Genomic DNA, 24,237 nt, shown 5'->3' with positions numbered 1-24,237 from the left:
AGGTGTACGCCACCCGTCCGCGCGGTCACTGTTACATATCGGGGGTGGACTCCGTCTCACCGCTCTACGCGCGTAGGAGCTAGAGTGCCCAGATGACGAGCGAGACCCCCAACCTGCCCACCCCGGATCAGATCCGCCGCTCCCCGAAGGTGCTCCTGCACGACCACCTCGACGGTGGCCTGCGCCCCGGGACCATCATCGAGCTGGCCCGCGAGGTCGGCTACGAGAACCTTCCCGAGAGCGACGCCGACAAGCTCGGCATCTGGTTCCGGGAAGCCGCCGACTCCGGTTCCCTCCCGCGCTACCTGGAGACCTTCGCCCACACCTGCGCGGTCATGCAGACGAAGGCGGCCCTCTTCCGGGTGGCCGCCGAGTGCGCCGAGGACCTCGCCGAGGACGGCGTCGTCTACGCGGAGATCCGCTACGCGCCCGAGCAGCACCTGGAAGCCGGGCTGACCCTCGAAGAGGTCGTCGAGACGGTCAACGAGGGCTTCCGCGAGGGCGAGCGCCGCGCGAAGGCCAACGGCCACCGGATCCGCGTCGGCGCGCTGCTGACCGCGATGCGGCACGCGGCCCGCGCGCTGGAGATCGCGGAACTGGCCAACCGCTACCGCGACAACGGCGTCGTCGGCTTCGACATCGCCGGCGCCGAGGCGGGGTTCCCTCCCACCCGCCACCTCGACGCCTTCGAGTACCTCAAGCGCGAGAACAACCACTTCACCATCCACGCGGGCGAGGCCTTCGGTCTGCCGTCGATCTGGCAGGCCCTGCAGTGGTGCGGCGCCGACCGGCTCGGCCACGGCGTGAAGATCATCGATGACATCGAGGTCGCCGCCGACGGTTCCGTGACGCTGGGCCGCCTGGCCTCGTACGTCCGGGACAAGCGGATCCCGCTGGAGATGTGCCCGACGTCGAACCTGCAGACGGGCGCGGCGGTCTCCTACGCCGAGCACCCGATCGGCCTGCTGCGGAAACTGCACTTCAGGCTGACCGTCAACACCGACAACCGGCTGATGAGCGGCACCAGCATGAGCCGCGAGTTCGAGCACCTGGTCGACACCTTTGGCTACTCGCTCGAGGACATGCAGTGGTTCACCGTCAATGCGATGAAGTCCGCGTTCATTCCTTTCGATGAACGACTGGCCATGATCAACGACGTGATCAAGCCCGGTTATGCGGAGCTGAAGTCGGAATGGCTGTTCCGTCAGACCGCTTCCACCAGCGGTTCCGTCTCGGCCTAGGCCAGAGCGTGACGGACTGAAAGCGCCCGGGAGGAGCAATTCCCGGGCGCTTTCTCGTATTTGATGATGTTTGCGGGAGGGGGTTTGAAGTGACTACTTTGCGGAGCCGCTCATTTCCCCGTCGCAAGGACGATTCTTCATGAAGCAGTCAGCTGCCAAGACCCTCGGTGTTGCCGCTCTCGGTGCCGCCTTTGCCGCCGTCGCCGCCGGTACCGCCTCGGCCGCCGTCCCCGCAGTCGGTCTCGGTGACGCGCTGGGCACCGTCACGGGCGCGGTCCAGGGTGCGACCAGCCAGCAGCACGTGACCGCCGAGGACGGCCAGCAGGCCCCCGAGGCGACCGACCCGGCCGCCGCGCTCGGCACGGTGACCGGCCTGCTCGGCGGTCTGCCGACCAGCGGCCTCGGCGCCTGATCCACTCCGGATCCCCGCTCGGATCCGTACGCGACCCGTACGCGATTCGTACGCACGCCCACGCGGCGCACACCTCTTCGAGCAGGTGTGTGCCGCGTCGCGGCATGTGCCAGGATCACCGCCAACTGCCCTTCAAACAACTGGGTGTAACGGGATCCCCCCTCCTGAAGGAGGGGGCTTTCTGCTGCTCTGGCTGAAGGCCGCCGTTACCAGCACGAGCCAACGCTTTGTGGAGGTGAACGAAGTTGGCTACGTATCGCGTAGGACAGAAGACCCACCCACCTGTGCTTCCTCAGCAGGTGGCTCTGGAATTCGAGTCAGCAGACACCCCCCGGATCGGGGACGAAACGGGGCTCGAAGGCCGTAAGGCATCCGGCGCGGTACATGTGCGAGGGGAGATGCCCGACGCTTCACCTGGCGCCGGGCGCGTCACCCCCAACCATCTGGTTGGGGAGAGGGCCCGTGAGGGCCACCCCGTCGTGTTCGTCCTGGACAGGCACGGCCATCCGCTGCAACCGACCACCCCGGCCAGGGCTCGCAAGCTCCTCGACCAGGGCCGGGCAGCCGTCGCCCGGCACACCCCGTTCGTGATCCGGCTCAAAGACCGTACGGCCTCGGAATCTCAGGTGAACGGTGTGGAGCTTGGGATCGACCCCGGCTCCAAACACACCGGCATCGCTGTCTTCACCGCGATGAACGGCAACCGCCGCGGCCTGTTCGCGATCGAACTCATGCACCGGGGTGGCGTGATCCGGGGCAAGCTGACCGCTCGTGCCGCCTACCGGCGGGGGCGGCGTACCAGGAACCTGCGTTACCGTGCTCCTCGTTTCTCCAACCGGACTCGCCCCGACGGCTGGCTGGCTCCGTCGCTGCGTCACCGTGTGGACACCACGATGTCGTGGACCACCCGACTCGCACGGTGGGCACCCGTCCGCGCGGTTCATGTGGAGCGGGTCGCGTTCGACACCCATGCCATGTCCCACGGCGGACCGCTGGAGGGGGCCGAGTACCAGCACGGCACTCTGCACGGCACAGAAGTCCGCGAGTACCTGTTGGCCAAGTGGGGGCGGTCCTGCGCCTACTGCGGCGCTACCGGAGTGCCTCTCAACATCGACCACGTCAAGCCCCGCTCACGGGCCGGCAGCGACCGGATCTCCAACCTGACCACTGCGTGCGTGCCCTGCAATGAGAAGAAGTCCAACCAGCCCGTCGAGGACTTCCTCAAGAGCTCCCCGCGCCAGTTGGCCCGCATCCTCGCCCAGGTCAAAGCCCCGCTCTGCGACGCGGCAGCCGTCAACGCCACCCGCTGGGCCTTGTGGCGTGCCCTCGGCGCAGCGTTCCCTATGGTGCACACCGCGTCGGGGGGCCGTACCAAGTGGAACCGACGGCGTACGGGCCTGACCAAGACCCACACCCTCGACGCCCTGTGCGTCGGCCACCTCGACGCCGTCAGCCGTACCCCGGCCCGCCTCCTCGCGGTCACCGCGACCGGCCGCGGCACCTATGCGCGCACCCGCACCGACAAGTACGGCTTCCCCCGCCTCCGCCTGCCCAGACAGAAGCAGTTCTTCGGCTACCAGACCGGAGACCTCGCCCGCGCCATCGTCCCCACCGGCAAGAAGACCGGCACGCACACTGGCCGCATAGCGGTCCGTGCCACAGGCAGCTTCAACATCAAAACCGCACACGGCCTCATCCAGGGCCTTGGACACAAACATTTCCGTCTCCTCCAACGAGCCGATGGCTACGCGTACACCACCCGACCCGAAGGCCCCCATTCACCCCTCGCGGCCAAAGCAGGGGTTTCTAGGAGAAGAGCCCGATGAAGGCACGAACGGCCACGGCCGTGCTGCTCCCCGCCCTGCTGTCCGTGACGGTGGGCTGCGGGAGCACCAGCACCCCCGCCTCCGGCAAGGGGCCCGACCCGAAGGGCTCCGCGAGCGCGCCCGGGCAGGCGGGGGCGTCCGGCGCGGCCGGAGCCTCCGGCTCCGCGGGCACCGGCGGAGCCGGTGAGACGGGCGCCACGGCCGCCGCGGGCGGTACGACCGGCCCCCGGCGGGGCGCCGGCCGGCTGGAGCGCGCCGCCCTGGAACAGGGCGACCTGAGCGGCTACCAGATCTCCGCGAACGGCAAGAACCCGAACGCCCCCGACGGCCAGCCGCAGGCGGACCGCAAGGCCTGCCAGCCGCTCGCCGACATCATGGGAGACAAGCCCGACCCGGCGGCGCGCGAGACCGTCAACCGGGGCATCGGCTCCCAGAAGCAGCTGGGCCTGGCCGTCTCCGCCTCCGTCAGCTCCTACGCCGAATCCGACGCCAAGGCGCTGATCGCCCGGCTGAAGGACGCCGTGGCCGCCTGCGCCGGCGGCTTCACCGCCACCGTCGAGAAGCAGACCGGCACCTACCGCGACGTGAAGGCGGCCGACTACAAGACGGGCGGCGACGAGAGCGTCAGCTGGACCACGACCGCTGCCGCCGCCGGCGTCACCGCTCAGGTGCACCTGGTCGTCGTACGCCAGGGGGACACCGTCATGCGACTCATGGCGCTCAACGTCACGGGCGGCCGCCAGACCCCCCAGGTCCCGCACGAGGTCGCGGACAAGCAGCTCCAGAAGGTCCGCGCCGCGCGCTGAATTCCCGCTGTTCGCGTGGTGCCCGCTCCGGCCGGCCGATTACCAGCCGGTGGCGGCGGAAGTGGTGCTCGACTTCTCGTTCGGCAGGAGCACCCACAGCGCCAGGTAAAGGAGGAACTGCGGGCCGGGCAGCAGGCACGAGACGACGAAGATGATCCGCATCGTATTCGCGGATATTCCGAAGCGGCGCGCCAGACCGGCACAGACTCCGCCGATCCATCGTCCGTCACGGGGGCGGGCAAGGGCGCTCATGGTCTCTCCTCGGTCGTTGTGCGGTCCGCGGAATGTTTTTCCGCGATGCCTCAATACTCCCGCTGAACAGAGGAAAGAACGTCGGTCCAGGGGCCGAGCCCGACCCTGGTAATTCTCGGGGTCCTCCCCTGAGAACGCCGCAGTCGAAGCCTCAGGGCCGGCACCACGACCACGTGCGCGAGCATCACGCCGAGGGTGTTCAGCAGCACCGAATCCACGTCGACCACCTGACCCGGGACCGCCATCTGGAACATCTCGATGCCGACCGAGACCAGCGCGCCCGCGGCGGCCGTCCGGGCCAGCGAGGACCACGTGGCCAGCGGCGAAAGCTCCACACGGCCGCTGATCAGCGGCAGCAGCACCCCGAGCGGGGCCAGCAGCGCCAGCCCGCCGCCGATCCGGCGGGCGGCCTCCAGCGGCCCGTAGGAGAGGTCCGCCCGGATCCCCTCCAGCGGGGTCAGATTGGCGGCCGCCGCCCAGGGCACGTCCAGCGGGCGCAGCATCAGCCAGCCGACGAGGAGGAGGTGGGCGACCAGCAGGACCCCGGCGAGGAGCCGGATCCACTGCTGTACCGCGGCGCTGCCGCTGCCCTTGACACGGTTGCCCTTGAGACGGTGCACGCCAGTGGAGACGCGGGTTCCGACGTCCGCGGTTCCGGCGAAACCGCCGGTCAGCCCGTGGCGAGCAGCACAATCAGGATGAGCGCGCCGACCACCGCGGGCGCGATGATCTCGTACGACCAGGAGACCTTCACGGGGCCCTGGGCGCCGGGCCGCGAGGCGCCGCGCTCCTGCAGTTCCCGCAGGTCCTCCACGATCTTGTCGGCGGAGGCGCGGCGGACCTCCTCGTCCGGAGCCTTGGCCTGGCCGTTGCCCAGGCCGAGCCGGCCCGCCTGACGGCGGTTGGCCTTCTTGCGCTCCCGCAGGGAGACCGGAATGGACCACAGCTGGTACGTCGCCCCCTCCGCCAGCACCTCGGCGGAGAACCGGGCGCGCACGGTGTCGACGGCGGCCCAGGGCAGTTCGATGACCCGGAAGGGGTTGCGCACGCGCAGCCGGTCGGCGCCGGCGAAGACGGCCGGCCGGACCGTGAACGCGACGATCAGCGGGGTCACGCACAGGGCGACGGCGAGGGCGATCCACGGGATGTTCCCCGCGCCCCGCACCACGGCGTCCCCGCAGAGCCAAGCGAGCAGCGCCAGCAGCACCACCCCGGTGACGGTGGCCATCGGGGAGCGGTAGACCCGGTCGTCGTACGCCGGCTCTTCGGTGGGCTGATCGCTGCTCATGCGGCCGATTGTGCCTCAAGCCGTCTCAGCCCACGAGATCGGCATACAAGATGATGTTGTCGGGCCGGTGGCCGTCGGTGATTTCACCCCCGCAGGTGATCACGCGCAGCTCGGGGCGGGCGGTGTTCCCGTAGACCTTCTCGGTGGGGAAGTGCTTCTTGTCCACCTGCTCCAGCTCGCGGACCCGGAAGACGGCGGTGCTGCCGTCCTCGCGGGAGACGGCCACCTCGTCGCCGGCGCGGACCCGGGAGACGTCCTTGAGCACGGCCGGGCCGCGGACGGTGTCGAAGTGGCCGATCAGCACGGCGGGTCCGGTCTCACCGGGGGTGACGCCCTTGTCGTACCAGCCGATCTTGCCCCCGTCGGCCACGGAGGGCACCTCGACGGTGCCGTCGGCGGCCAGGCCGAGCGGCAGCAGGGGCGAGGCGTCGACCCCGGCCGCGGGGATCCGTACGCGTACGGGCGCCGAGGCGGCCATCGGGGCCGCCGTCGCCGGGGCCGCCGGCGCGGAGGTGGGGGCGACGACGGGCGGCGCGGAGGCCGTGGCCACGGCCGCGGCGGAGGGCGCGGCGGCGGGCGAGCCGGCGGGCGAGGCGCCGCCGCAACCGGTCAGTACGGAGGCGAGGAGGGCGGCGGCGATCAGCGGGCCGGCGGTGCGGTGGTTCATGGGAGGCTCCGGTGAAACGGGCCGCGGCGGGCCACCTGGGGTGGCCCGCCGGTGGCGAGTCGGGATCCGAACGGGGTGTGGGTCAGCCCTGGGTGCGGCGGCGCAGGAACAGGCCGGCGCCGAGCGCACCGAAGACCGCGATCAGACCGGCTCCGGCCGCCACCGTGGTGCTGTTGTCGGTGTCGGTGACGGTCTCGACCGGCAGTTCGGCACCCGCGGCCACCGGGCCCTTGGGGACGACGACGGTCTGCGGGCCCGGCTTCGGCTTCGCCGGGGTGGTGGAAGGCTTCGGCGTGGGCTTCGTGCCCTCGAGCTTGCAGCCCTTGGGGAGCGCGGGGAAGGAGGCGCTGAGGACCGGGGCGTCGCCGCCCTGGGTCTTCCACTGGAACACCGGCTTGGCACCGAACGGGTTCTCGATGCGCAGGTAGTACGAGTCCGGACCCTTGGGGTGCTCGCGGTCCAGGGTCAGCGAGTAGTCGTCGCCCGTCCCGTCCGTGTCGCGGACGACGGCCCGGGGGCCCTTGGAGGACATCGTCAGATCGGCGGCCATGTACGGGCCGACCGCCACGGTCTTGACCTCGGAGACGCAGGGCGCGGGCGCGCCGGCCGTGCCCTTCGGCAGCGGGAACGACGTGGTGGTGCCGCCCTCGGCGTTCGCGACGAACACGGTGAGGACCGGCTCGGCCGTCTGGGCCTTGGTGAGGGTGAAGGTCGTGCCCTGGTTCGAGTACTTCGTGTGGGAGCGGTCGAGGGTCGTCATCGCCTCGGGGCTGGGCACGCCGTCCTTCACGATGTGGATGGAGACGCGCGGGCCCTGCTCCGCGGAGTTGCTCATGTGTGCCACCAGGTTGTCGCCGATCTTCACCTGCGCGATCGGCGAGGCCGCGGCCTTCGCCCCTGCCACGGAGTGCGGTGCGGGCGCGGCGAACGCGGTGCCCGCGGCCGGCGCGAGCAGTGCACCGGCGAGCGCGGCGGTGACGATGGACGTGCGGAGGGCGGTACGCATAACGACTCCTGAAGCGTGGGTGAGGAGAGTGGAGGAGAGTCGCATGCCGCGTTGAGTCTGTTCGGTCGGGTTCACCGGGTCAGGTGTGGCGGGCTGCTGAGAAAGAATCTACGGATCTTGTACGTGTGAACGATCCCCTCCGTGTCATGGCCGCGTAACAGCAAACGGGGCGTCAGATTCCGCATGGATCGGAAGCCGGGCATGACCCGCCACCACCCGCGTGACCTGCGCATCCGGTGCCCGGGGGAGCTCCGGGACAGGGCCCGGGAAACGGGCTGCGGCGGGCCACCGAGGGTGGCCCGCCGCAGGCGGGTCTGGATCCGGACGGGCAGGTATCAGCTATCAGCCCTGGGCGCGGCGGCGCCGCAGCACCACGCTCGCGCCGAGCGCGCCGAAGGCCGCGATCAGGGCGGCGCCGGCCGCCACCGTGGTGGCGCTGTTGGTGTCCCCGGCCGTGGAGGCCGCGGCGACCGCGGCGACCGGGGCGGGCGCGGCCGCCGGGACGACGGCGCCGGCGGCGACCCCGCCCTTGGGCACGACGGAGGTCTGGCCGATGGTCTGCGTCTTGGGTCCGGTCGGCGTGGTGGCGCTCGGCTTGGCGGAGGGCCCGGTCGACGGCTTGGTCTGCGGCTGCGGCTTCTGGGTCGCCGGCTGGAAGGCGAAGTCGAAGGTGCAGCCCTTGGGCAGCGCGGGGAAGGTCGCGTGGCCGTACGGCGTCGAGCCTCCCTGGGTCTTCCACTCGAAGACCGGCTTCGCGGAGCTCGGGTTCAGGATGCGGGCGACGATGCCGGCGCCCTTCGGCAGGGAGGGGTTGGCGCGGGTCAGCGACGTGTGCCCGCCCTCTCCCTCCTCGGCGAACTCCAGCTGCGCGATCGGACCGTTCGGCCCCGTCATCAGCAGGGCCGCCGCGCCCGCGCCTATGGACTGCCTGACCGGCTCGGACAGGCACTCCGGGCCCTGGCCCTTCGGGAACGGGTAGGTGGTGGTCTTGCCGTCCTTGGTCACCGACAGGAGCGGGTGGTGCACGTCCTCCTCGACGAACCGGAGCCGGAGGCCGTCGACCGTGGCCGTGGGGTGCTTGACGTCCACCACGGCCAGGACGCGGCCCATGTAGGTGTCACCCGGCTTCCAGTCCTTCGGGACGGCGCGGAGCCAGGCCTCGGGTCCCTCGGACTTGTTGCGCAGTACCGCGACCACGCCCTCGGAGATCAGGACGGGCGTACCGGCGTAGCGGTCGGGGACGGTGGACGAGGCGGCGGCGGGACTCGCCGGGGTGGCGGCGAAGGCGGATCCGGCGGGAGCGAGCAGGGCCCCGGCGAGGACGGCGGCGGCGATGGCGGTGCGGGCGGCGGAACGCATGAAGACTCCTGATGACGCAATTCGGAAAGGGAAGGTGTGCCGCGCTCCGCGTTGCTCCTGTCGGGCTTTCGTCCGGTGGTGCCGGCGGGCTGCTGAGAAAGAACGTACGGATCATGTGCGGGTGGAATATCCACCTCTTGTCTTGGCCGTGTAACTGCCACCGGAGCCCCCAAGTCCCCTTCCGTCAATGACGGTTGTCCGGACCCGGGAAGCCCTGGAAACGCCGCTCGCCGGGCCGCCGCGAAGGCGGCCCGGCGGGGTGCGGGGTGCGGGGTGCGGGAAGGCGCGGGAGGGGTGCCGCGCCGGCTCAGCCGTGGTGCGGCGTGGTCTCGTAGGCGAGCTCGCAGCCCTGGGGGAGCGCGGGGAAGGAGGCGCTTCCGAGCGGGGTGTGCACGCCGCCCTGGGGGTTCGACCACTCGTAGCGGGGGTGGGCGCCGCTCGGGTCCACGATGCGCGTGTCCCGGCCCTCCGGGTCGGTACGGGTCAGCGTCAGCGACCAGGTCTGGGACGGGTCGGCGGAGTGGGCGAAGGCCTTGGGGCCCTCCGGGGACATCGTCAGGTCGGCGACGCCGCCCTCCCCGATGTCGACCCGCTTGACCGGCGAGACGCACGCGGCGGCCGGGGCCGGGGCCGGGGCCGGGGCCGAGGCCGGCGCCGACGCCGGGGCCGCTGAGACGGAACCGGCGGCCGGGAGGAGCAGTCCGCCCGCGAGGGCGGCGGTGGCGATGGACGTGCGGAGGGCGGAACGCATGGCGACTCCTGAGGCGTGGGCGGGAAAGGATCTTGCGTGTGTGAACGATCCGTTCCCCGTCCCGGCGGCGTCACCACAAAACGGCGTGTCCGATTCCGAATGAATCGGGGGGAGGGGGTGACAGGCCGCTACGCGCGTAGATATGCTCATGTGGTGACCATGCCCACCACCCTCACCGCATTCGCTGACGTGACGACGTCCGACAGTGCGCTGCGCCGCTTCCTGCACGGGCTGCCCGGCGTCGACGCTGTCGGCCTGGAAGCCCGCGCGGCCTCCCTCGGCACCCGCTCGATCAAGACGACGGCCAAGGCGTACGCCATCGACCTCGCCATCTCGATGATCGACCTGACGACGCTGGAAGGCGCGGATACCCCGGGCAAGGTCCGGGCGCTCTCCGCCAAGGCCGCCAACCCCGATCCGACCGACCGCACCACGCCCATGACGGCCGCCGTCTGCGTGTACCCGGACATGGTGGCCACGGCCAAGGCCGCCCTGAACGGCGCCGACGTCAAGGTCGCCTCCGTCGCCACCGCCTTCCCGGCCGGCCGCGCCGCCCTGCCCGTCAAGCTCGCCGACACGGCCGACGCCGTGGCCGCCGGCGCCGACGAGATCGACATGGTCATCGACCGTGGAGCCTTCCTCGCCGGCCGCTACCTCGACACCTACGAGCTGATCCGCTCCGTCAAGGCGGCCTGCGTCCGACCCGACGGCAGCGCGGCCCGCCTCAAGGTGATCTTCGAGACCGGCGAGCTGTCCACGTACGACAACATCCGCCGCGCCTCCTGGATCGGCATGATGGCCGGGGCCGACTTCATCAAGACCTCGACCGGCAAGGTCGGCGTCAACGCCACCCCCGCGAACACGCTCCTCATGCTCGAAGCCGTCCGTGACTTCAAGGCGCAGACTGGAATCCAGATCGGCGTGAAGCCTGCCGGCGGCATCCGGACCACCAAGGACGCGATCAAGTTCCTGGTCCTGGTCAACGAGACCGTGGGCGAGGACTGGCTGTCCAACCACTGGTTCCGCTTCGGAGCCTCCAGCCTGCTCAACGACCTGTTGATGCAGCGCCAGAAGCTGAGCACCGGCCGCTACTCCGGTCCCGACTACGTGACGGTGGACTGATCGCCATGGCTAACGCATTCGAGTACGCACCCGCCCCCGAGTCCCGTTCCGTCGTCGACATCGCGCCCTCCTACGGGCTGTTCATCGACGGCGAGTTCACCGACGCGGCGGACGGCAAGGTCTTCAAGACCGTCTCCCCGGCCTCCGAAGAGGTCCTCTCCGAGATCGCGCAGGCCGGCGCCGCCGATGTGGACCGCGCCGTGAAGGCCGCCCGCAAGGCCTTCGAGAAGTGGTCCGCGCTGCCCGGCTCCGAGCGCGCCAAGTACCTCTTCCGCATCGCCCGGATCATCCAGGAGCGCAGCCGCGAGCTGGCGGTCCTGGAGACCCTCGACAACGGCAAGCCGATCCGGGAGACCCGCGACGCGGACCTCCCGCTCGTCGCCGCGCACTTCTTCTACTACGCGGGCTGGGCCGACAAGCTCGACCACGCGGGGTACGGCGCCAACCCGCGCCCCCTCGGCGTGGCCGGCCAGGTCATTCCGTGGAACTTCCCGCTGATGATGCTCGCGTGGAAGATCGCCCCGGCGCTCGCCACCGGCAACACGGTCGTGCTCAAGCCGGCCCAGACGACCCCGCTCTCCGCGCTCTTCTTCGCGGACATCTGCCGCCAGGCGGGCCTGCCCAAGGGCGTCGTCAACATCCTCACCGGGTACGGGGACGCGGGCGCGGCCCTCGTCGAGCACCCGGACGTGAACAAGGTCGCCTTCACCGGCTCCACCGCCGTCGGCAAGGCCATCGCGCGCCAGGTCGCCGGCACCTCCAAGAAGCTCACCCTGGAGCTGGGCGGCAAGGGCGCCAACATCGTCTTCGACGACGCCCCCATCGACCAGGCCGTCGAGGGCATCGTCAGCGGCATCTTCTTCAACCAGGGCCAGGTCTGCTGCGCGGGCTCGCGCCTCCTGGTCCAGGAGTCGATCCACGACGAGCTGATCGACTCGCTCAAGCGCCGGCTGACCACGCTGCGCCTGGGCGACCCGCTCGACAAGAACACCGACATCGGTGCGATCAACTCCGCGGAGCAGCTCGCCCGGATCACCGCCCTCGCGGACACCGGCGAGGCGGAGGGCGCCGAGCGCTGGTCGGCGCCGTGCGAACTGCCGAACGCCGGCTACTGGTTCGCCCCGACGCTCTTCACGAATGTCTCCCAGTCCCACACCGTCGCCCGCGACGAGATCTTCGGCCCGGTGCTGTCCGTACTGACCTTCCGTACGCCCGACGAAGCCGTCGCCAAGGCGAACAACAGCCAGTACGGCCTGTCCGCCGGCATCTGGACGGAGAAGGGCAGCCGCATCCTCGCGGTCGCGGGCAAGCTCCGCGCGGGCGTCGTCTGGGCCAACACGTTCAACAAGTTCGACCCGACCTCGCCCTTCGGCGGCTACAAGGAATCGGGCTTCGGGCGCGAAGGCGGCCGTCACGGCCTGGAGGGCTACCTCGATGTCTGAGTCTTCTTCGACGCGTCTGAGCGTCTTCAAGACCTACAAGCTGTACGTCGGGGGCAAGTTCCCCCGCTCCGAGAGCGGCCGGGTGTACGAGGTGAGTGACTCGAAGGGCAAGTGGCTGGCCAACGCCCCGCTGTCCTCCCGCAAGGACGCCCGTGACGCGGTCGTCGCCGCCCGCAAGGCCTTCGGCGGCTGGTCGGGCGCGACCGCGTACAACCGCGGCCAGATCCTCTACCGCGTCGCCGAGATGCTGGAGGGCCGCCGCGAGCAGTTCGTCCGCGAGGTCGGCGAGGCGGAGGGCCTGTCCAAGACGAAGGCCGCGGCCGTCGTCGACGCGGCGATCGACCGCTGGGTCTGGTACGCGGGCTGGACCGACAAGATCGCCCAGATCGTGGGCGGGGCCAACCCGGTCGCGGGCCCCTTCTTCAACCTCTCCACCCCGGAGCCGACCGGTGTGGTCACGGTCGTCGCCCCGCAGGCCTCGTCCTTCCTGGGCCTGGTCTCCGTGATCGCCCCGGTGATCGCCACCGGCAACACGGTCGTCGTGATCGCCTCGGAGAAGGCCCCTCTGCCCGCGCTCTCCCTCGGCGAGGTGCTGGCCACCTCCGACCTGCCCGGCGGCGTCGTCAACATCCTGTCCGGCAAGGCCGCCGAGATGGGCCCGCACCTGGCGTCCCACCAGGACGTCAACGCGATCGACCTGGCGGGCGCCGACGCGGCCCTGGCCAAGGAGCTGGAGATCGCGGCCGCGGACAACCTCAAGCGCGTCCTGCGTCCACAGCCTGTGGACGACTGGAGCGCCGACCCGGGCACGGCGCGCATGACGCCGTTCCTGGAGACCAAGACCGTCTGGCACCCGACCGGGTCGCTGGGCGCGGGCGGGTCCTCCTACTAGCGGACCCCCCATGAGAGGGCTCGGCCCTCCCCGAAGACGGGCCCCGGCAGTGTCCCCCGCGCTGTCGGGGCCTCTTCGTGCCCTACGGGAGCTACTTGCCGCCCGTCAGGGGGCCCAGCAGGGAAGACGCCGCGGCGGTGGGCAGCTGCCCGACCGAAGGCCCCTGGGTCAGGATGCCCGTGACCATGCCGGTGCCGACCGACGGGAAATCCGCGACCTGGGTGGCGACCCCGTTGTCCAGGGGATCCACGCCGGTGTGGGCCAGCGGGTTCACCTTGAGGTTCGAAATCGGGTCGGAGACCCCCGCGAGGGCCGCCGGAACATCGAGCTCGCCCGCCTGGGCACCCCCGGCGGCCATCGCGAGGGCCGCTCCGGCCATCGACAGAGTCAGGCCTGCGGTGCGCAGCGCCTTGGTGTGGGGGGCTTTGGGGGCTGCGTGACGTGCCATGGATTCCCGCCTGTGGGCTCGTACGGACTCGTGATCGCGTGCGCACGCAGCGTAGTGGAGGTGTGATCCTGGATACCAACGGGCCTTTGGGTAGGTCCCCTGCCCGAGTTAATAGTTCACACTTGTGTTCCGTGAGCTGTTCCTCTCCTTTGCCTACGCGTGTCGTCCTGCTGACCGGACCCTCGGGTTCCGGCAAGTCCTCGCTGGCGGCACGTTCCGGGTTGCCCGTGCTGCGCCTGGACGACTTCTACAAGGACGGCGACGACCCCACCCTCCCGCTCGTCGAGGGAAGCGCCGACACCGACTGGGACTCCCCGCTGTCCTGGGACGCGGAGGCGGCGGTGGCCGCGATCGCCGAGCTGTGCGCGGCCGGGCGGACCGAGGTGCCCGTCTACGACATCTCGACCTCTTCGCGGACCGGTACGGAGTCGCTGGACATCTCCCGCACCCCGCTGTTCATAGCCGAGGGGATCTTCGCGGCCGACGTCGCGGTGCGGTGCCAGGAGCTGGGGCTGCTGGCGGACGCGATCTGTCTGCGCGGGCGGCCCAGCACCACCTTCCGGCGGCGCCTGGCCCGTGACCTGCGCGAGGGCCGCAAGTCGGTGCCGATGCTCCTGCGGCGCGGCTGGCGGCTGATGCGGGCCGAGCGCGGGATCGTGGCCCGGCACACCGCACTGGGGGCTCACGCGTGTGGCCGTGACGAGGCGCTCGGGCGTCTTGCCGCCGCCGCGGCGGGGCGCCACCGCGCCGCGGCCTCGGTGTAGACGCCAAAAGGCGGGACCGCGCGGACCCCCGTCCGCTCGATCCCGCCCTTTGCCCCCGTGGCCCCCGTCCCACCCCCGCAGGACGGGCCCCCTGGCCCTTTGGTCTTGTGGTGCCGGCTCCTCCTACGCGACCTACGCGACCAGGTCCTCGAAGGACTCGGCCTCGTCGCGGCCGAAGCTCAGCGCCTCGTCCTCGCGCATGCGGCGCAGCGAGCGCCAGATGCTCGACTTCACCGTGCCGACGCTGATGCCGAGGATCTCCGCGATCTCCGGGTCCGTGCGGCCCTCGTAGTAGCGGAGCACCAGCATCGTGCGCTGCGGCTCCGGGATGCGGGTGAGCGCCTGCCACAGCACGGCGCGCAGCTCCGTACCGCCCATGGCGTCCGTGTCCGAGGCCGTCTCCGGCAGCTCTTCCGTCGGGTACTCGTTGAGCTTGCGCCGGCGCCAGGCGCTGATGTGCAGGTTCGTCATCGTGCGCCGCAGGTACCCGCCGACGGCGGCCTTGTCGCTGATGCGGTCCCAGGCGCGGTACGTGGAGAACAGCGCGGTCTGCAGCAGGTCCTCGGCCTCGTAGCGGTCGCCGGTCAGGTGGAAGGCCGTCGCGTAGAGGGCGGCCCGCCGTTCCTGGACGTACGCCGTGAACTCGGCCTCGTTGGAGGAGTCCGGGACGTCCGCGGAGCCCGGCGTGCGCTGGGCGGGGACGGAGGGGCGCTCGTAGGTCTTCGCGTCGATGGCCACCACGTGCGCCGGCCGCCGGGAGGGGGCCGTCGCCGTACGGATTGCCGTGCGGCGGTTCACATCGTGCAGCCGCGTGACAACCGCGCTGGAGCTGGTGCTGTGCAGCGTGTTCATCTCGCGCCCCCGTCGTGGAGTCTGTCTGGTCCGTTGCCAAGAAGACTGCCCGGCCGACATAACCGCGGTGTCCTGCGACTGTCACAGGCCTGTCACAGGGTTCGTGCCGGGATTGGAAGCGCGGGGAGGTCGAAGTCCCGCGGGGCGATGGGACAGAATGAGCCCGTGCCTTTCCTGTTGCTCATCGAGGACGACGACGCCATCCGCACGGCCCTCGAACTCTCCCTGTCACGCCAGGGCCACCGTGTGGCCACCGCGGCGACGGGCGAGGACGGCCTCAAACTGCTGCGCGAGCAGCGGCCCGACCTGATCGTGCTCGACGTCATGCTGCCCGGAATCGACGGCTTCGAGGTGTGCCGGCGCATCCGCCGCACCGACCAGCTGCCGATCATCCTGCTCACCGCGCGCAACGACGACATCGACGTGGTCGTCGGCCTGGAGTCGGGAGCCGACGACTACGTGGTCAAGCCCGTCCAGGGGCGGGTGCTCGACGCCCGCATCCGGGCGGTGCTGCGCCGCGGCGAGCGCGAGTCCACCGACACCGCGGTCTTCGGCCCGCTGGTCATCGACCGCTCCGCCATGACCGTGACCAAGAACGGTGAGGACCTCCAGCTCACCCCGACCGAGCTGCGGCTGCTCCTGGAGCTCAGCCGCCGGCCCGGCCAGGCGCTGTCCCGCCAGCAGCTGCTGCGGTTGGTGTGGGAGCACGACTACCTCGGTGACTCGCGGCTCGTCGACGCCTGCGTGCAGCGGCTGCGCGCCAAGGTCGAGGAAGTGCCCTCGTCACCCACCCTGATCCGTACCGTGCGGGGCGTCGGCTACCGGCTGGACTCCCCGCAGTGATCCGAGCCCTGTTCGCGGGCCGGCGCTGGACCAGCCTGCGGCTGCGGCTCCTCGTCGTGTTCGCACTGGTCGCGCTGACGGCCGCCGTTTCCGCGTCCGGGATCGCCTACTGGCTCAATCGCGAGGCCGTCCTGACCCGGACCCAGGACGCCGCCCTCGGCGACTTCCGGCAGGAGATGCAGAACCGGGCCGCGGCCCTGCCCGCCGACCCGACGCAGGAGGAGCTGCAGCACACCGCCGAGATGATGGCGGGCAGCAGCCCCGGTTACAGCGTGCTGCTGGTGGACGAGAAGGACGGCCGCAAGGTGTCCGGGACCGCCGGTCCCGACGCCTTCTCGCTGGCCGACGTACCGAAGTCGCTCCAGCACGCCGTCGACGACCGGCAGAAGACCACCTCGGCCAACGACGCCGCGTACCACGTGTACTGGCAGCGGACGAAGCCCGACGGGAACCCCTACCTGGTCGGCGGCACCCGGATCGTGGGCGGCGGGCCGACCGGCTACATGTACAAGTCCCTCGCCCAGGAGCGCGAGGACCTCAACGCCCTGGCCTGGTCGCTGACCATCGCCACCGGGCTCGCGCTGCTCGGCTCCGCGCTGCTCGCGCAGGCCGCGGCCCGTACGGTGCTGCGGCCCGTGCAGCGGCTCGGCGACGCGGCGCGCCGGCTCGGCGAAGGGGAGCTGGACCACCGGCTCGAGGTGTCGGGGACGGACGAACTCGCCGACCTGGCGCACACCTTCAACAAGACGGCGGAGGCGCTGGAGAAGAAGGTCGCCGACATGAGCGCGCGGGAGGAGTCCAGCCGGCGTTTCGTCGCGGACATGTCCCACGAACTGCGCACGCCGCTGACGGCGCTGACGGCGGTCGCCGAGGTGCTGGAGGACGAGGTCGAGTACCTCGACCCGATGATCGCGCCGGCGGTGGGGCTCGTCGTGAGTGAGACCAGGCGGCTGAACGACCTCGTGGAGAACCTCATGGAGGTCACCCGCTTCGACGCGGGAACGGCGCGGCTGGTGCTGGACGACGTGGACGTCGCCGACCAGGTGACGGCGTGCATCGACACGCGGGCGTGGCTCGACGCGGTCGAACTCGACGCGGAGCGCGGGATCGTCGTGCGGCTCGACCCGCGGCGGCTCGACGTGATCCTGGCGAATCTGATCGGCAACGCGCTCAAGCACGGCGGGTCGCCGGTGCGGGTCTCCATCCGGGTGGAGGGGGACTGGCTGGTGATCGCCGTACGGGACAACGGGCCGGGCATCCCCGAGGCCGTACTGCCGCACGTCTTCGACCGGTTCTACAAGGCGAGCGCGTCGCGGCCGAAGTCGGACGGCAGCGGGCTCGGCCTGTCCATCGCGATGGAGAACGCGCACATCCACGGCGGCGACATCACCGCGGAGAACGGTGCGCAGGGCGGTGCGCTGTTCACGCTGCGGCTGCCGGTGGACGTGGGGAAGGTGATCGCCGGTGAAGACGAGGAGTAGGGCGGCGGAGCGCGGGGCGGCGGGGCGGGTCACCGCTGGGCGCGTCGGCGCGGGGCGCGGTGCGGTGCTCGGCGCGACGCTCGGTACGACGGCCGTCGTGGTGGCCCTGGGCCTGTTGTCCCTGGGCGCCCTGACCGGCTGCGGGATCCGGGCGACCACCGTGCCGGTGGACGTGGGACCGGCGCCCTCGCGGGTCTCGTGCAAGACCCCGGCCGGCGCCGCGGCGGGAACGGGCGGGGTACAGGGCATCCGGGCCACGGTGGAGCTGGTCTGCGGGGCGCAGCTGGTGGGCGTCCAGCGGGTGGTGCCGGTGTCGGAGAAGCAGCCCGCGCGGGACGTGACGGGGCTCGTCACCCAGGCCCTGCTGGAGGCGCTCCAGCGGGAGCCGTCCGCGGAGGAGCGGGAGGCCGGCTTCACGACCGAGGTGCCGGCCAACCTGACGGTCTCGGCGCCGCGGCCGGGCGATCCGGCGGGCGCGGTGCGGCTGAGCCGCAAGCCCGAGGACCTGCCCCCCGTGGCGCTGTCGCAGCTGGTGTGCACGCTCGCGGAGAGCGACGCGGTGTCGGCGGGGCCGGGCCCGGTGGTCCTGGGCGGTCCGGACGCGGATCCGCCGCGGGCCTGGGAGTGCACGGACGCCGTCCGCTCCCGCCCGGAGTCCGTCCCGACCCTGGGCGACGTGGTCCGGCCGACGGCCACGCCCGCTCCCGCTCCCGCGCCCTCGGCTTCCTGACCCGGTCACGACGAAGGCCCCCCGGGCAGGAGCTCGGGGGGCCTTCGCGCGGGCGGGTCCGGGGGTCGGCTAAATACCGGCCGCCGCCGCCAGGTCCTTCTTGATCGCGTCCAGGACCTCCTGGCCGCGGGCGCGGGCCGGGAGCAGGCCGGAGGCTTCCGCCACCGGGACCACGACCTCCAGGTAGCACTTCAGCTTGGGCTCCGTGCCGGACGGGCGGACGATGGCCCGGGCCTTGTAGTCGCCCTCCAGGTAGTAGCGCAGCCCGTCCGTGGGCGGGAGCGTCGCCGTGCCCTGGCTGAGGTCCTCCGCCGAGGTGACCCGCAGGCCCGCCAGCGAGGCCGGGGGCTCCGCGCGCAGGGCCGCCATGGCCGAGGCGATGACCGACAGGTCCTCCACGCGGACCGACAGCTGGTCGGTGGCGTGCAGACCGTGCCGCATCGCCAGGTCGTCCAGCAGGTCGGTCAGGGTCCGGCCCTGCTCCTTGAGCTCCGAGGCCAGTTCCGCGACGAGCAGGGCGGCCGTGACGCCGTCCTTGTCGCGGACGCCCTCGGGGTCCACGCAGTAGCCGAGCGCCTCCTCGTACCCGTAGCGCAGGCCCTCGACGCGGGAGATCCACTTGAAGCCCGTCAGGGTCTCCTCGTAGCCGACGCCCGCGGCCTCCGCGATCCGCCCGAGGAGGGAGGAGGAGACGATGGACTCGGCGAAGACGCCGGTGGCGCCCTTGTGCACCAGGTGGGCGGCGAGCAGCGCGCCGACCTCGTCGCCGCGCAGCATCCGCCAGCCGGAGGCCGAGGAGGCGTCCGGGACGGCCACCGCGCAGCGGTCGGCGTCCGGGTCGTTGGCGATCACGATGTCGGGGTCTACGCGGGCGGCCGTCGCGAAGGACAGGTCCATCGCGCCCGGCTCCTCCGGGTTGGGGAAGGCCACCGTCGGGAAGGCCGGGTCCGGCTCCGCCTGCTCGGCCACGAGGACCGGGGCGGGGAAGCCGGCGCGGGCGAAGGCGGCCAGGACCACGTCCTTGCCGACGCCGTGCATGGCCGTGTAGACGGTCCGCACGCCCCGGGGGGAGCCGGGGGTGAGGACGGCGTCCGTGCGTGCCAGGTAGGCCTCCAGGACCTCGTCGCCGAGGTCCTGCCAGCCGTCCTCGGCCCGCGGTACGTCGGCCAGCGCGGCGATCGCGTCGATCTGCTCGGCGATCTCCGCGTCGGCCGGGGAGACGATCTGCGAACCGTCGCCGAGGTAGACCTTGTAGCCGTTGTCCCGGGGCGGATTGTGGCTGGCGGTCACCTCGACGCCGGCGACGGCGCCCAGGTGCCTTATGGCGTACGCCAGGACGGGCGTCGGCAGCGGACGGGGCAGGACGGCGGCGCGCAGGCCGGCGCCGATCATGACCGCGGCGGTGTCGCGGGCGAAGTCGGCCGACTTGTAGCGGGCGTCGTAGCCGACGACGACCAGGCCGCCGGCGTGGCCCTGGGCCTTGAGGTAGGCCGCGAGGCCCGCCGCGGCCCGGATCACCACGTTGCGGTTCATCCGCATCGGGCCCGCGCCCAGTTCGCCGCGGAGTCCGGCGGTGCCGAACTGCAGCATGCCGGCGAAGCGGTCCGCGAGCTCGGTGGTGTCACCGGCCTCGATGAGCTTGGCGAGCTCGTCGGCCGTCTCCGGGTCCGGGTCCTCGGCCAGCCAGGCCTGGGCCCGTGCGATCAGATCGTCCTGCACGTCCACGTCCTGCACGTCCTGCACTACCTCTCGTCGGTCGGTCGGGTCGCTCGATCAGATCCGGGCGAGGACCTGGGTCAGCAGCTTGCCCATGCGCGAGGCCGAGTCGCGGCCCGCCTGGAGCACCTCTTCGTGGTTCAGCGGCTCGCCGGAGAGGCCCGCCGCCAGGTTGGTGACCAGCGAGATGCCGAGCACCTCGGCGCCGGCCTCGCGGGCGGCGATGGCCTCGAGCACGGTGGACATGCCGACCAGGTCGGCGCCCATGACGCGGATCATGTTGATCTCGGCCGGGGTCTCGTAGTGCGGGCCGGGGAACTGCACGTAGACGCCCTCTTCGAGGGTCTCGTCGATCTCCTTGCACATCGCGCGCAGGCGCGGCGAGTACAGGTCGGTCAGGTCCACGAAGTTCGCGCCGACGATCGGCGAGGTGGCCGTGAGGTTGAGGTGGTCGCTGATCAGGACCGGCTGGCCGGGCTTCATGCCCTCGCGCAGGCCACCGCAGCCGTTGGTCAGGACGATGGTCTTGCAGCCGGCGGCGACGGCCGTGCGCACGCCGTGGGCCACGGCGGCGACGCCGCGGCCCTCGTAGTAGTGGGTCCGGCCGAGGAAGAGCAGCGCGCGCTTCTCGCCGATCTTGTACGAGCGGATCTTGCCGCCGTGGCCCTCGACGGCGGGGGGCGGGAAGCCGGGCAGCTCGGTGACCGGGAACTCGGCCTCGGGCGCGCCGAGCGCCTCCGCGGCGGGGGCCCAGCCGGAGCCCATCACGAGGGCGACATCGTGGGTCTCGGCGCCGGTGAGCTCGCGCAGGCGGGCGGCGGCGGCGTCGGCGGCGGCGAAGGGGTCGGTAACAGATGCGTTCACGCGGAAGAGCGTAGCCGCTCTTCGCCTACGCGCGTAGATGGCGCAGCTCACGGTGTTCGGATCGTTGCCTTGTCGTTTCCGACGAATTGTCCCGGCGCGGCGCGGGCGCGTCCTGGGGCCGGCTTTTAGAAGGGCGGTACCGGAAGGGCGGTGCCAGAAGGGCGGTGCCGGAAGGGCGGTGCCGGCAGGGGGTGTCAGCAGGGCCGCTTGCGCAGTTCCATCACGTAGTCGTGCGGGGCGCCCGCGGATTCCGCCGCGTCGGCGAGTTCGCCCAGGTAGCGGGCCGAGGGCAGGCCGCCCTCGTAGCCGTTGAGGACGTACACCCAGGCCGCTTCCTCGCCGTCCAGCGTGTGCACGCGCACCCGCATCCGGCGGTAGATGTCGAGCCCGACGCCCTCCCACCGGTCCATGGAGTCCTCGTCGAGCGGGGCCACGTCGTACAGCGCGACGAAGACCTGGTGGCGCGGCGCTTCGACGATCGTGGCCAGCGCGCCCTCCCAGCCCATCTGCTCGCCGCCGAAGGTCAGCCGCCAGTCGTTGATCCAGCCCGTTCCGCGCAGCGGCGAATGCGGAGCACGGCGCGTCATCAGCCGCGGGTCGAGGTTGCCGGCGTACGCGGCGTAGAGCGACATGTGGTCGAGGGTACGGGAGGGGCGGGCCCGACCGCGCTCCCGGCCGCGTACGGGGCCCGCGTCCCGGATGGTGGGACCGGGCGTGAAGCACCTTGATGCGTGCGGGACAATGACGTACGGAATGCATCCCCCGGGGAGACCCCCCGGAAGCCCCGGCCGGGGCGGCAGCCGGCCGGGTAGACGTGAGGCGGAGTTTTCGTGACCCGGATCGTGATCATCGGCGGCGGACCCGGCGGGTATGAGGCGGCCCTCGTGGGGGCCCAGCTCGGCGCGGAGGTGACCGTCGTGGACTGCGACGGTCTGGGCGGCGCTTCGGTGCTCACCGACTGCGTGCCCTCCAAGACTCTCATCGCGACCGCCGAGGTCATGACGACCTTCGACTCGTCGTACGAGGAACTCGGCATCGTCGTCGCGGACGACACCCCGCACATCGAGCAGGCCGCGCGCGTCGTCGGCGTGGACCTCGGCAAGGTGAACCGGCGCGTCAAGCGCCTCGCGCTCGCCCAGTCCCACGACATCACCGCCTCGGTCACCCGGGCCGGCGCCCGCGTCGTACGGGGCCGCGCCAAGCTCGGCGGCCCGCAGGGCATCGACGGCACGCGGGACGTCATCGTCACCGCCGCCGACGGTTCGGAGACGATCCTCACCGCCGACGCCGTGCTCATCGCGACCGGCGGCCACCCCCGCGAGATCCCCGACGCGATGCCCGACGGCGAGCGGATCCTGAACTGGACCCAGGTCTACGACCTCGAAGAGCTCCCCGAGGAGCTCATCGTGGTCGGCTCCGGCGTGACCGGCGCCGAGTTCGCCGGCGCGTACCAGGCCCTCGGCTCCCGGGTGACCCTCGTGTCCTCCCGCGACCGGGTGCTCCCCGGCGAGGACCCGGACGCCGCCGCCGTGCTGGAGGACGTCTTCCGGCGCCGCGGCATGAACGTCATCGGCCGCTCCCGCGCCGAGTCCGCCAAGCGGGTGGGCGACCGGGTCGAGGTCACCCTTTCCGACGGCCGGGTCATCACCGGCACGCACTGCCTGATGGCGGTCGGCGCGATCCCGAACACGAGCAACATGAACCTGGAGGAGTCCGGGGTCAAGCTCAAGGAGTCCGGGCACATCTGGACCGACAAGGTCTCCCGCACCTCCTCGCCCGGCGTGTACGCGGCCGGCGACGTGACCGGCGTCTTCGCGCTGGCCTCGGTGGCCGCCATGCAGGGGCGCATCGCGATGTACCACTTCCTCGGCGACGCGGTGGCCCCGCTGAACCTGAAGACGGTCTCCTCGAACGTCTTCACCGACCCCGAGATCGCCACCGTCGGCTACACCCAGGCCGACGTGGACTCCGGCAAGATCGACGCCCGGGTCGTGAAGCTCCCGCTGCTGCGCAACCCGCGCGCCAAGATGCAGGGCATCCGGGACGGCTTCGTGAAGATGTTCTGCCGGCCCGGCACCGGGATCGTCGTGGGCGGCGTGGTCGTCTCCCCGCGCGCGAGCGAGCTCATCCACCCGATCTCGATCGCCGTCGACAACAACCTGACGGTCGAGCAGATCGCAAACGCGTTCACCGTGTACCCCTCGCTGTCCGGTTCGATCGCCGAAGTCGCCCGCCAGCTGCACACGCGGAAGTCCGGCGACGAGGCGTAAATACCGATAACGGCCCTTGTGTGCAAGGGCTTTGGAGTGGATGGTCGGCCCGTCGCGGAGCAAGTGCGCGGCGGGCCGACCGCGTATACCACTAACTGCCCCACTGTATGGACAACTTCGGAATTCCGGCGCAAGGAGCTGAAAGCAGACGGTCACCCGGGTTACTGTCAGTTTCGTGTTCGCTGCAGAACGTCGCCAATTGATCCTCGAAATGGTGCGGGCCAACGGAGCTGTTTCGCTCCGGGAGCTCGCCCGCGTCGTCCAGACCTCCGAAGTGACCGTACGGCGGGACGTGCGGGCACTGGAGGCAGAAGGACTCCTCGACCGCCGGCACGGCGGTGCGGTACTGCCGGGCGGTTTCACGCGTGAATCCGGCTTTCCGCAAAAGTCCCATCTCGCGACGGCGGAGAAGACCGCCATCGCCGATGTCGCGGCCGGACTCGTCGAAGAAGGCGAGGCCGTGGTCGTCGGCGCCGGCACCACCACCCAGGAGCTGGCCCGCCGGCTCGCCCGGGTGCCCGGACTCACCGTCGTCACCAACTCGCTGCTCGTCGCACAGGCGCTGGCCCATGCGAACCGGGTGGAGGTGGTGATGACGGGCGGAACCCTGCGCGGATCCAACTACGCGCTGGTCGGCAGCGGTGCCGAGCAGTCCCTCCAGGGGCTGCGGGTCTCGCGGGCCTTCCTGTCCGGCAGTGGTCTCACCGCCGAGCGCGGGCTGTCCACCTCCAACATGCTCTCCGCGAGCGTGGACCGGGCGCTGGTGCAGGCCGCGGCGGAGGTGGTGGTCCTGGCCGACCACACGAAGCTCGGGACGGACACCATGTTCCAGACCGTGCCGACCGATGTGATCACCCGGCTGGTGACGGACGAGCCGCCGCCGCACGACGACCGGGCCGGTGCGGAGCTGCAGGCGCTGGCGGACCAGGGCGTGCAGATCACCGTCGCCGGGTCCGCGGGTGCCTCCGGTGGCGGGGAGTCGATGGCCGGGCGCCGCCCGCGCCGGGAGTCTCCGCTGCCGGTCCAGCGCCGGGGTGGCCCGACGGCCCAGCTGCGCAGTGCGGCGCCGCCGTTGCACGAGCAGCAGGCGGAGCGGGCGCGGGTCGCGGACATGCGGCGCCGTTAGCCGGGCGCGGCACCGTAGAAGATCGCCTCAATCGCCTGCGGGGCTGGACATGTCCAGCCCCGCAGGCGATTGAGGCGTG

At 71.5% G+C, this 24,237-nt stretch carries 25 protein-coding genes; 13 read left to right on the top strand and 12 right to left on the bottom strand.

Going from position 1 to position 24,237, the window contains the following annotated elements; all coding sequences use genetic code 11:
* Positions 1–92: 92 nt before the first annotated feature.
* The 4 genes from OG730_RS16485 to OG730_RS16470 all read left to right on the top strand — a co-directional run bounded on the left by OG730_RS16485 (position 93) and on the right by OG730_RS16470 (position 4,285).
* Positions 93–1,241, top strand: a complete 1,149-nt coding sequence (locus OG730_RS16485) for an adenosine deaminase (RefSeq protein ID WP_327304966.1) — start codon at positions 93–95, stop codon at positions 1,239–1,241.
* A gap of 139 nt (positions 1,242–1,380) precedes the next feature.
* Positions 1,381–1,653 carry a hypothetical protein gene (locus OG730_RS16480; RefSeq protein WP_327304965.1) on the top strand — a complete coding sequence of 91 codons (273 nt, stop codon included), beginning with the start codon at positions 1,381–1,383 and terminating at the stop codon, positions 1,651–1,653.
* Positions 1,654–2,051: 398 nt separating this feature from the next.
* A complete protein-coding gene (gene iscB / locus OG730_RS16475; protein WP_327304964.1) occupies positions 2,052–3,479 on the top strand; it encodes an RNA-guided endonuclease IscB in 1,428 nt (475 codons plus the stop codon).
* The gene (locus OG730_RS16470; RefSeq protein WP_327304963.1) at positions 3,476–4,285 is read left to right on the top strand and encodes a sensor domain-containing protein; all 810 of its coding nucleotides are present in this window, start codon (positions 3,476–3,478) and stop codon (positions 4,283–4,285) included. The genes iscB and OG730_RS16470 overlap by 4 nt, the downstream gene beginning before the upstream one ends.
* 39 nt (positions 4,286–4,324) lie before the next feature.
* Here the strand turns inward: OG730_RS16470 and OG730_RS16465 are convergent, their stop codons facing one another.
* From OG730_RS16465 to OG730_RS16435, 7 genes are all read right to left on the bottom strand, one after another.
* Positions 4,325–4,537, bottom strand: a complete 213-nt coding sequence (locus tag OG730_RS16465) for a PspC domain-containing protein (RefSeq protein ID WP_327304962.1) — start codon at positions 4,535–4,537, stop codon at positions 4,325–4,327.
* 50 nt (positions 4,538–4,587) lie between these two features.
* Positions 4,588–5,157 carry a VanZ family protein gene (locus tag OG730_RS16460; protein WP_442814935.1) on the bottom strand — a complete coding sequence of 190 codons (570 nt, stop codon included), beginning with the start codon at positions 5,155–5,157 and terminating at the stop codon, positions 4,588–4,590.
* A 50-nt stretch (positions 5,158–5,207) separates the two neighbouring features.
* Positions 5,208–5,825 carry a PH domain-containing protein gene (locus OG730_RS16455; protein ID WP_327304961.1) on the bottom strand — a complete coding sequence of 206 codons (618 nt, stop codon included), beginning with the start codon at positions 5,823–5,825 and terminating at the stop codon, positions 5,208–5,210.
* A 25-nt stretch (positions 5,826–5,850) separates the two neighbouring features.
* Positions 5,851–6,492 carry a class F sortase gene (locus OG730_RS16450; RefSeq protein WP_327304960.1) on the bottom strand — a complete coding sequence of 214 codons (642 nt, stop codon included), beginning with the start codon at positions 6,490–6,492 and terminating at the stop codon, positions 5,851–5,853.
* Between the two features lie 82 nt (positions 6,493–6,574).
* Positions 6,575–7,498: a hypothetical protein gene (locus OG730_RS16445; RefSeq protein WP_327304959.1), complete on the bottom strand. Its 924-nt coding sequence runs from the start codon at positions 7,496–7,498 to the stop codon at positions 6,575–6,577.
* A 342-nt stretch (positions 7,499–7,840) separates the two neighbouring features.
* A complete protein-coding gene (locus OG730_RS16440; RefSeq protein WP_327304958.1) occupies positions 7,841–8,857 on the bottom strand; it encodes a hypothetical protein in 1,017 nt (338 codons plus the stop codon).
* 307 nt (positions 8,858–9,164) lie between these two features.
* Positions 9,165–9,608 (bottom strand): hypothetical protein, encoded by a 444-nt coding sequence (locus OG730_RS16435; RefSeq protein ID WP_327304957.1) that lies wholly within the window; start codon positions 9,606–9,608, stop codon positions 9,165–9,167.
* 159 nt (positions 9,609–9,767) lie between these two features.
* Here OG730_RS16435 and deoC point away from each other — a divergent pair, with 159 nt between their 5' ends.
* The 3 genes from deoC to OG730_RS16420 are packed head-to-tail and all read left to right on the top strand — an operon-like array spanning position 9,768 to position 13,064.
* Positions 9,768–10,730 (top strand): deoxyribose-phosphate aldolase, encoded by a 963-nt coding sequence (gene deoC, locus OG730_RS16430; protein WP_327309291.1) that lies wholly within the window; start codon positions 9,768–9,770, stop codon positions 10,728–10,730.
* Between the two features lie 5 nt (positions 10,731–10,735).
* Positions 10,736–12,172: an aldehyde dehydrogenase family protein gene (locus OG730_RS16425; protein WP_327304956.1), complete on the top strand. Its 1,437-nt coding sequence runs from the start codon at positions 10,736–10,738 to the stop codon at positions 12,170–12,172.
* A complete protein-coding gene (locus tag OG730_RS16420) occupies positions 12,165–13,064 on the top strand; it encodes an aldehyde dehydrogenase family protein (RefSeq protein WP_327304955.1) in 900 nt (299 codons plus the stop codon). Before OG730_RS16425 ends, OG730_RS16420 begins: the two co-directional genes overlap by 8 nt.
* A 91-nt stretch (positions 13,065–13,155) precedes the next feature.
* Here OG730_RS16420 and OG730_RS16415 read toward each other — a convergent pair whose 3' ends face one another.
* The gene (locus OG730_RS16415; RefSeq protein ID WP_327304954.1) at positions 13,156–13,512 is read right to left on the bottom strand and encodes a hypothetical protein; all 357 of its coding nucleotides are present in this window, start codon (positions 13,510–13,512) and stop codon (positions 13,156–13,158) included.
* 65 nt (positions 13,513–13,577) lie between these two features.
* Here OG730_RS16415 and OG730_RS16410 point away from each other — a divergent pair, with 65 nt between their 5' ends.
* The gene (locus OG730_RS16410; protein WP_327309290.1) at positions 13,578–14,276 is read left to right on the top strand and encodes a uridine kinase family protein; all 699 of its coding nucleotides are present in this window, start codon (positions 13,578–13,580) and stop codon (positions 14,274–14,276) included.
* Between the two features lie 132 nt (positions 14,277–14,408).
* On the opposite strand, the gene OG730_RS16405 is transcribed toward OG730_RS16410, so the two are convergent.
* Positions 14,409–15,128 carry a SigE family RNA polymerase sigma factor gene (locus OG730_RS16405; protein ID WP_327304953.1) on the bottom strand — a complete coding sequence of 240 codons (720 nt, stop codon included), beginning with the start codon at positions 15,126–15,128 and terminating at the stop codon, positions 14,409–14,411.
* Between the two features lie 165 nt (positions 15,129–15,293).
* On the opposite strand from OG730_RS16405, the gene afsQ1 reads away from it, so the two are divergent.
* Genes afsQ1 through OG730_RS16390 form a run of 3 tightly spaced genes read left to right on the top strand, consistent with a single transcriptional unit; the run spans position 15,294 to position 18,182 of the window.
* A complete protein-coding gene (gene afsQ1 / locus OG730_RS16400) occupies positions 15,294–15,971 on the top strand; it encodes a two-component system response regulator AfsQ1 (RefSeq protein ID WP_254382550.1) in 678 nt (225 codons plus the stop codon).
* Positions 15,968–17,452, top strand: coding sequence for a sensor histidine kinase (locus tag OG730_RS16395; protein ID WP_327304952.1), 1,485 nt, complete (start codon positions 15,968–15,970; stop codon positions 17,450–17,452). The genes afsQ1 and OG730_RS16395 overlap by 4 nt, the downstream gene beginning before the upstream one ends.
* Positions 17,436–18,182, top strand: a complete 747-nt coding sequence (locus OG730_RS16390; protein WP_327304951.1) for a hypothetical protein — start codon at positions 17,436–17,438, stop codon at positions 18,180–18,182. Before OG730_RS16395 ends, OG730_RS16390 begins: the two co-directional genes overlap by 17 nt.
* A 69-nt stretch (positions 18,183–18,251) precedes the next feature.
* Here OG730_RS16390 and OG730_RS16385 read toward each other — a convergent pair whose 3' ends face one another.
* The 3 genes from OG730_RS16385 to OG730_RS16375 all read right to left on the bottom strand — a co-directional run bounded on the left by OG730_RS16385 (position 18,252) and on the right by OG730_RS16375 (position 21,394).
* Positions 18,252–19,901, bottom strand: a complete 1,650-nt coding sequence (locus tag OG730_RS16385) for a phospho-sugar mutase (RefSeq protein WP_327309289.1) — start codon at positions 19,899–19,901, stop codon at positions 18,252–18,254.
* 54 nt (positions 19,902–19,955) lie between these two features.
* Positions 19,956–20,762, bottom strand: a complete 807-nt coding sequence (locus tag OG730_RS16380; RefSeq protein ID WP_327304950.1) for a purine-nucleoside phosphorylase — start codon at positions 20,760–20,762, stop codon at positions 19,956–19,958.
* Positions 20,763–20,956: 194 nt separating this feature from the next.
* Positions 20,957–21,394: a gamma-glutamylcyclotransferase family protein gene (locus tag OG730_RS16375; protein ID WP_112449900.1), complete on the bottom strand. Its 438-nt coding sequence runs from the start codon at positions 21,392–21,394 to the stop codon at positions 20,957–20,959.
* A 198-nt stretch (positions 21,395–21,592) separates the two neighbouring features.
* Here OG730_RS16375 and OG730_RS16370 point away from each other — a divergent pair, with 198 nt between their 5' ends.
* Positions 21,593–23,032: an NAD(P)H-quinone dehydrogenase gene (locus tag OG730_RS16370; RefSeq protein ID WP_327304949.1), complete on the top strand. Its 1,440-nt coding sequence runs from the start codon at positions 21,593–21,595 to the stop codon at positions 23,030–23,032.
* A gap of 175 nt (positions 23,033–23,207) precedes the next feature.
* Entirely contained in the window at positions 23,208–24,158 is a 951-nt protein-coding gene (locus OG730_RS16365; RefSeq protein WP_327304948.1) for a DeoR/GlpR family DNA-binding transcription regulator, read from the top strand.
* Positions 24,159–24,237 lie beyond the last annotated feature (79 nt).

Origin of the sequence: Streptomyces sp. NBC_01298 (assembly GCF_035978755.1) — a bacterium.
In the GTDB taxonomy this organism is placed as follows: Bacteria; Actinomycetota; Actinomycetes; order Streptomycetales; family Streptomycetaceae; genus Streptomyces.
This window is presented reverse-complemented; position numbering and strand designations above follow the sequence as displayed.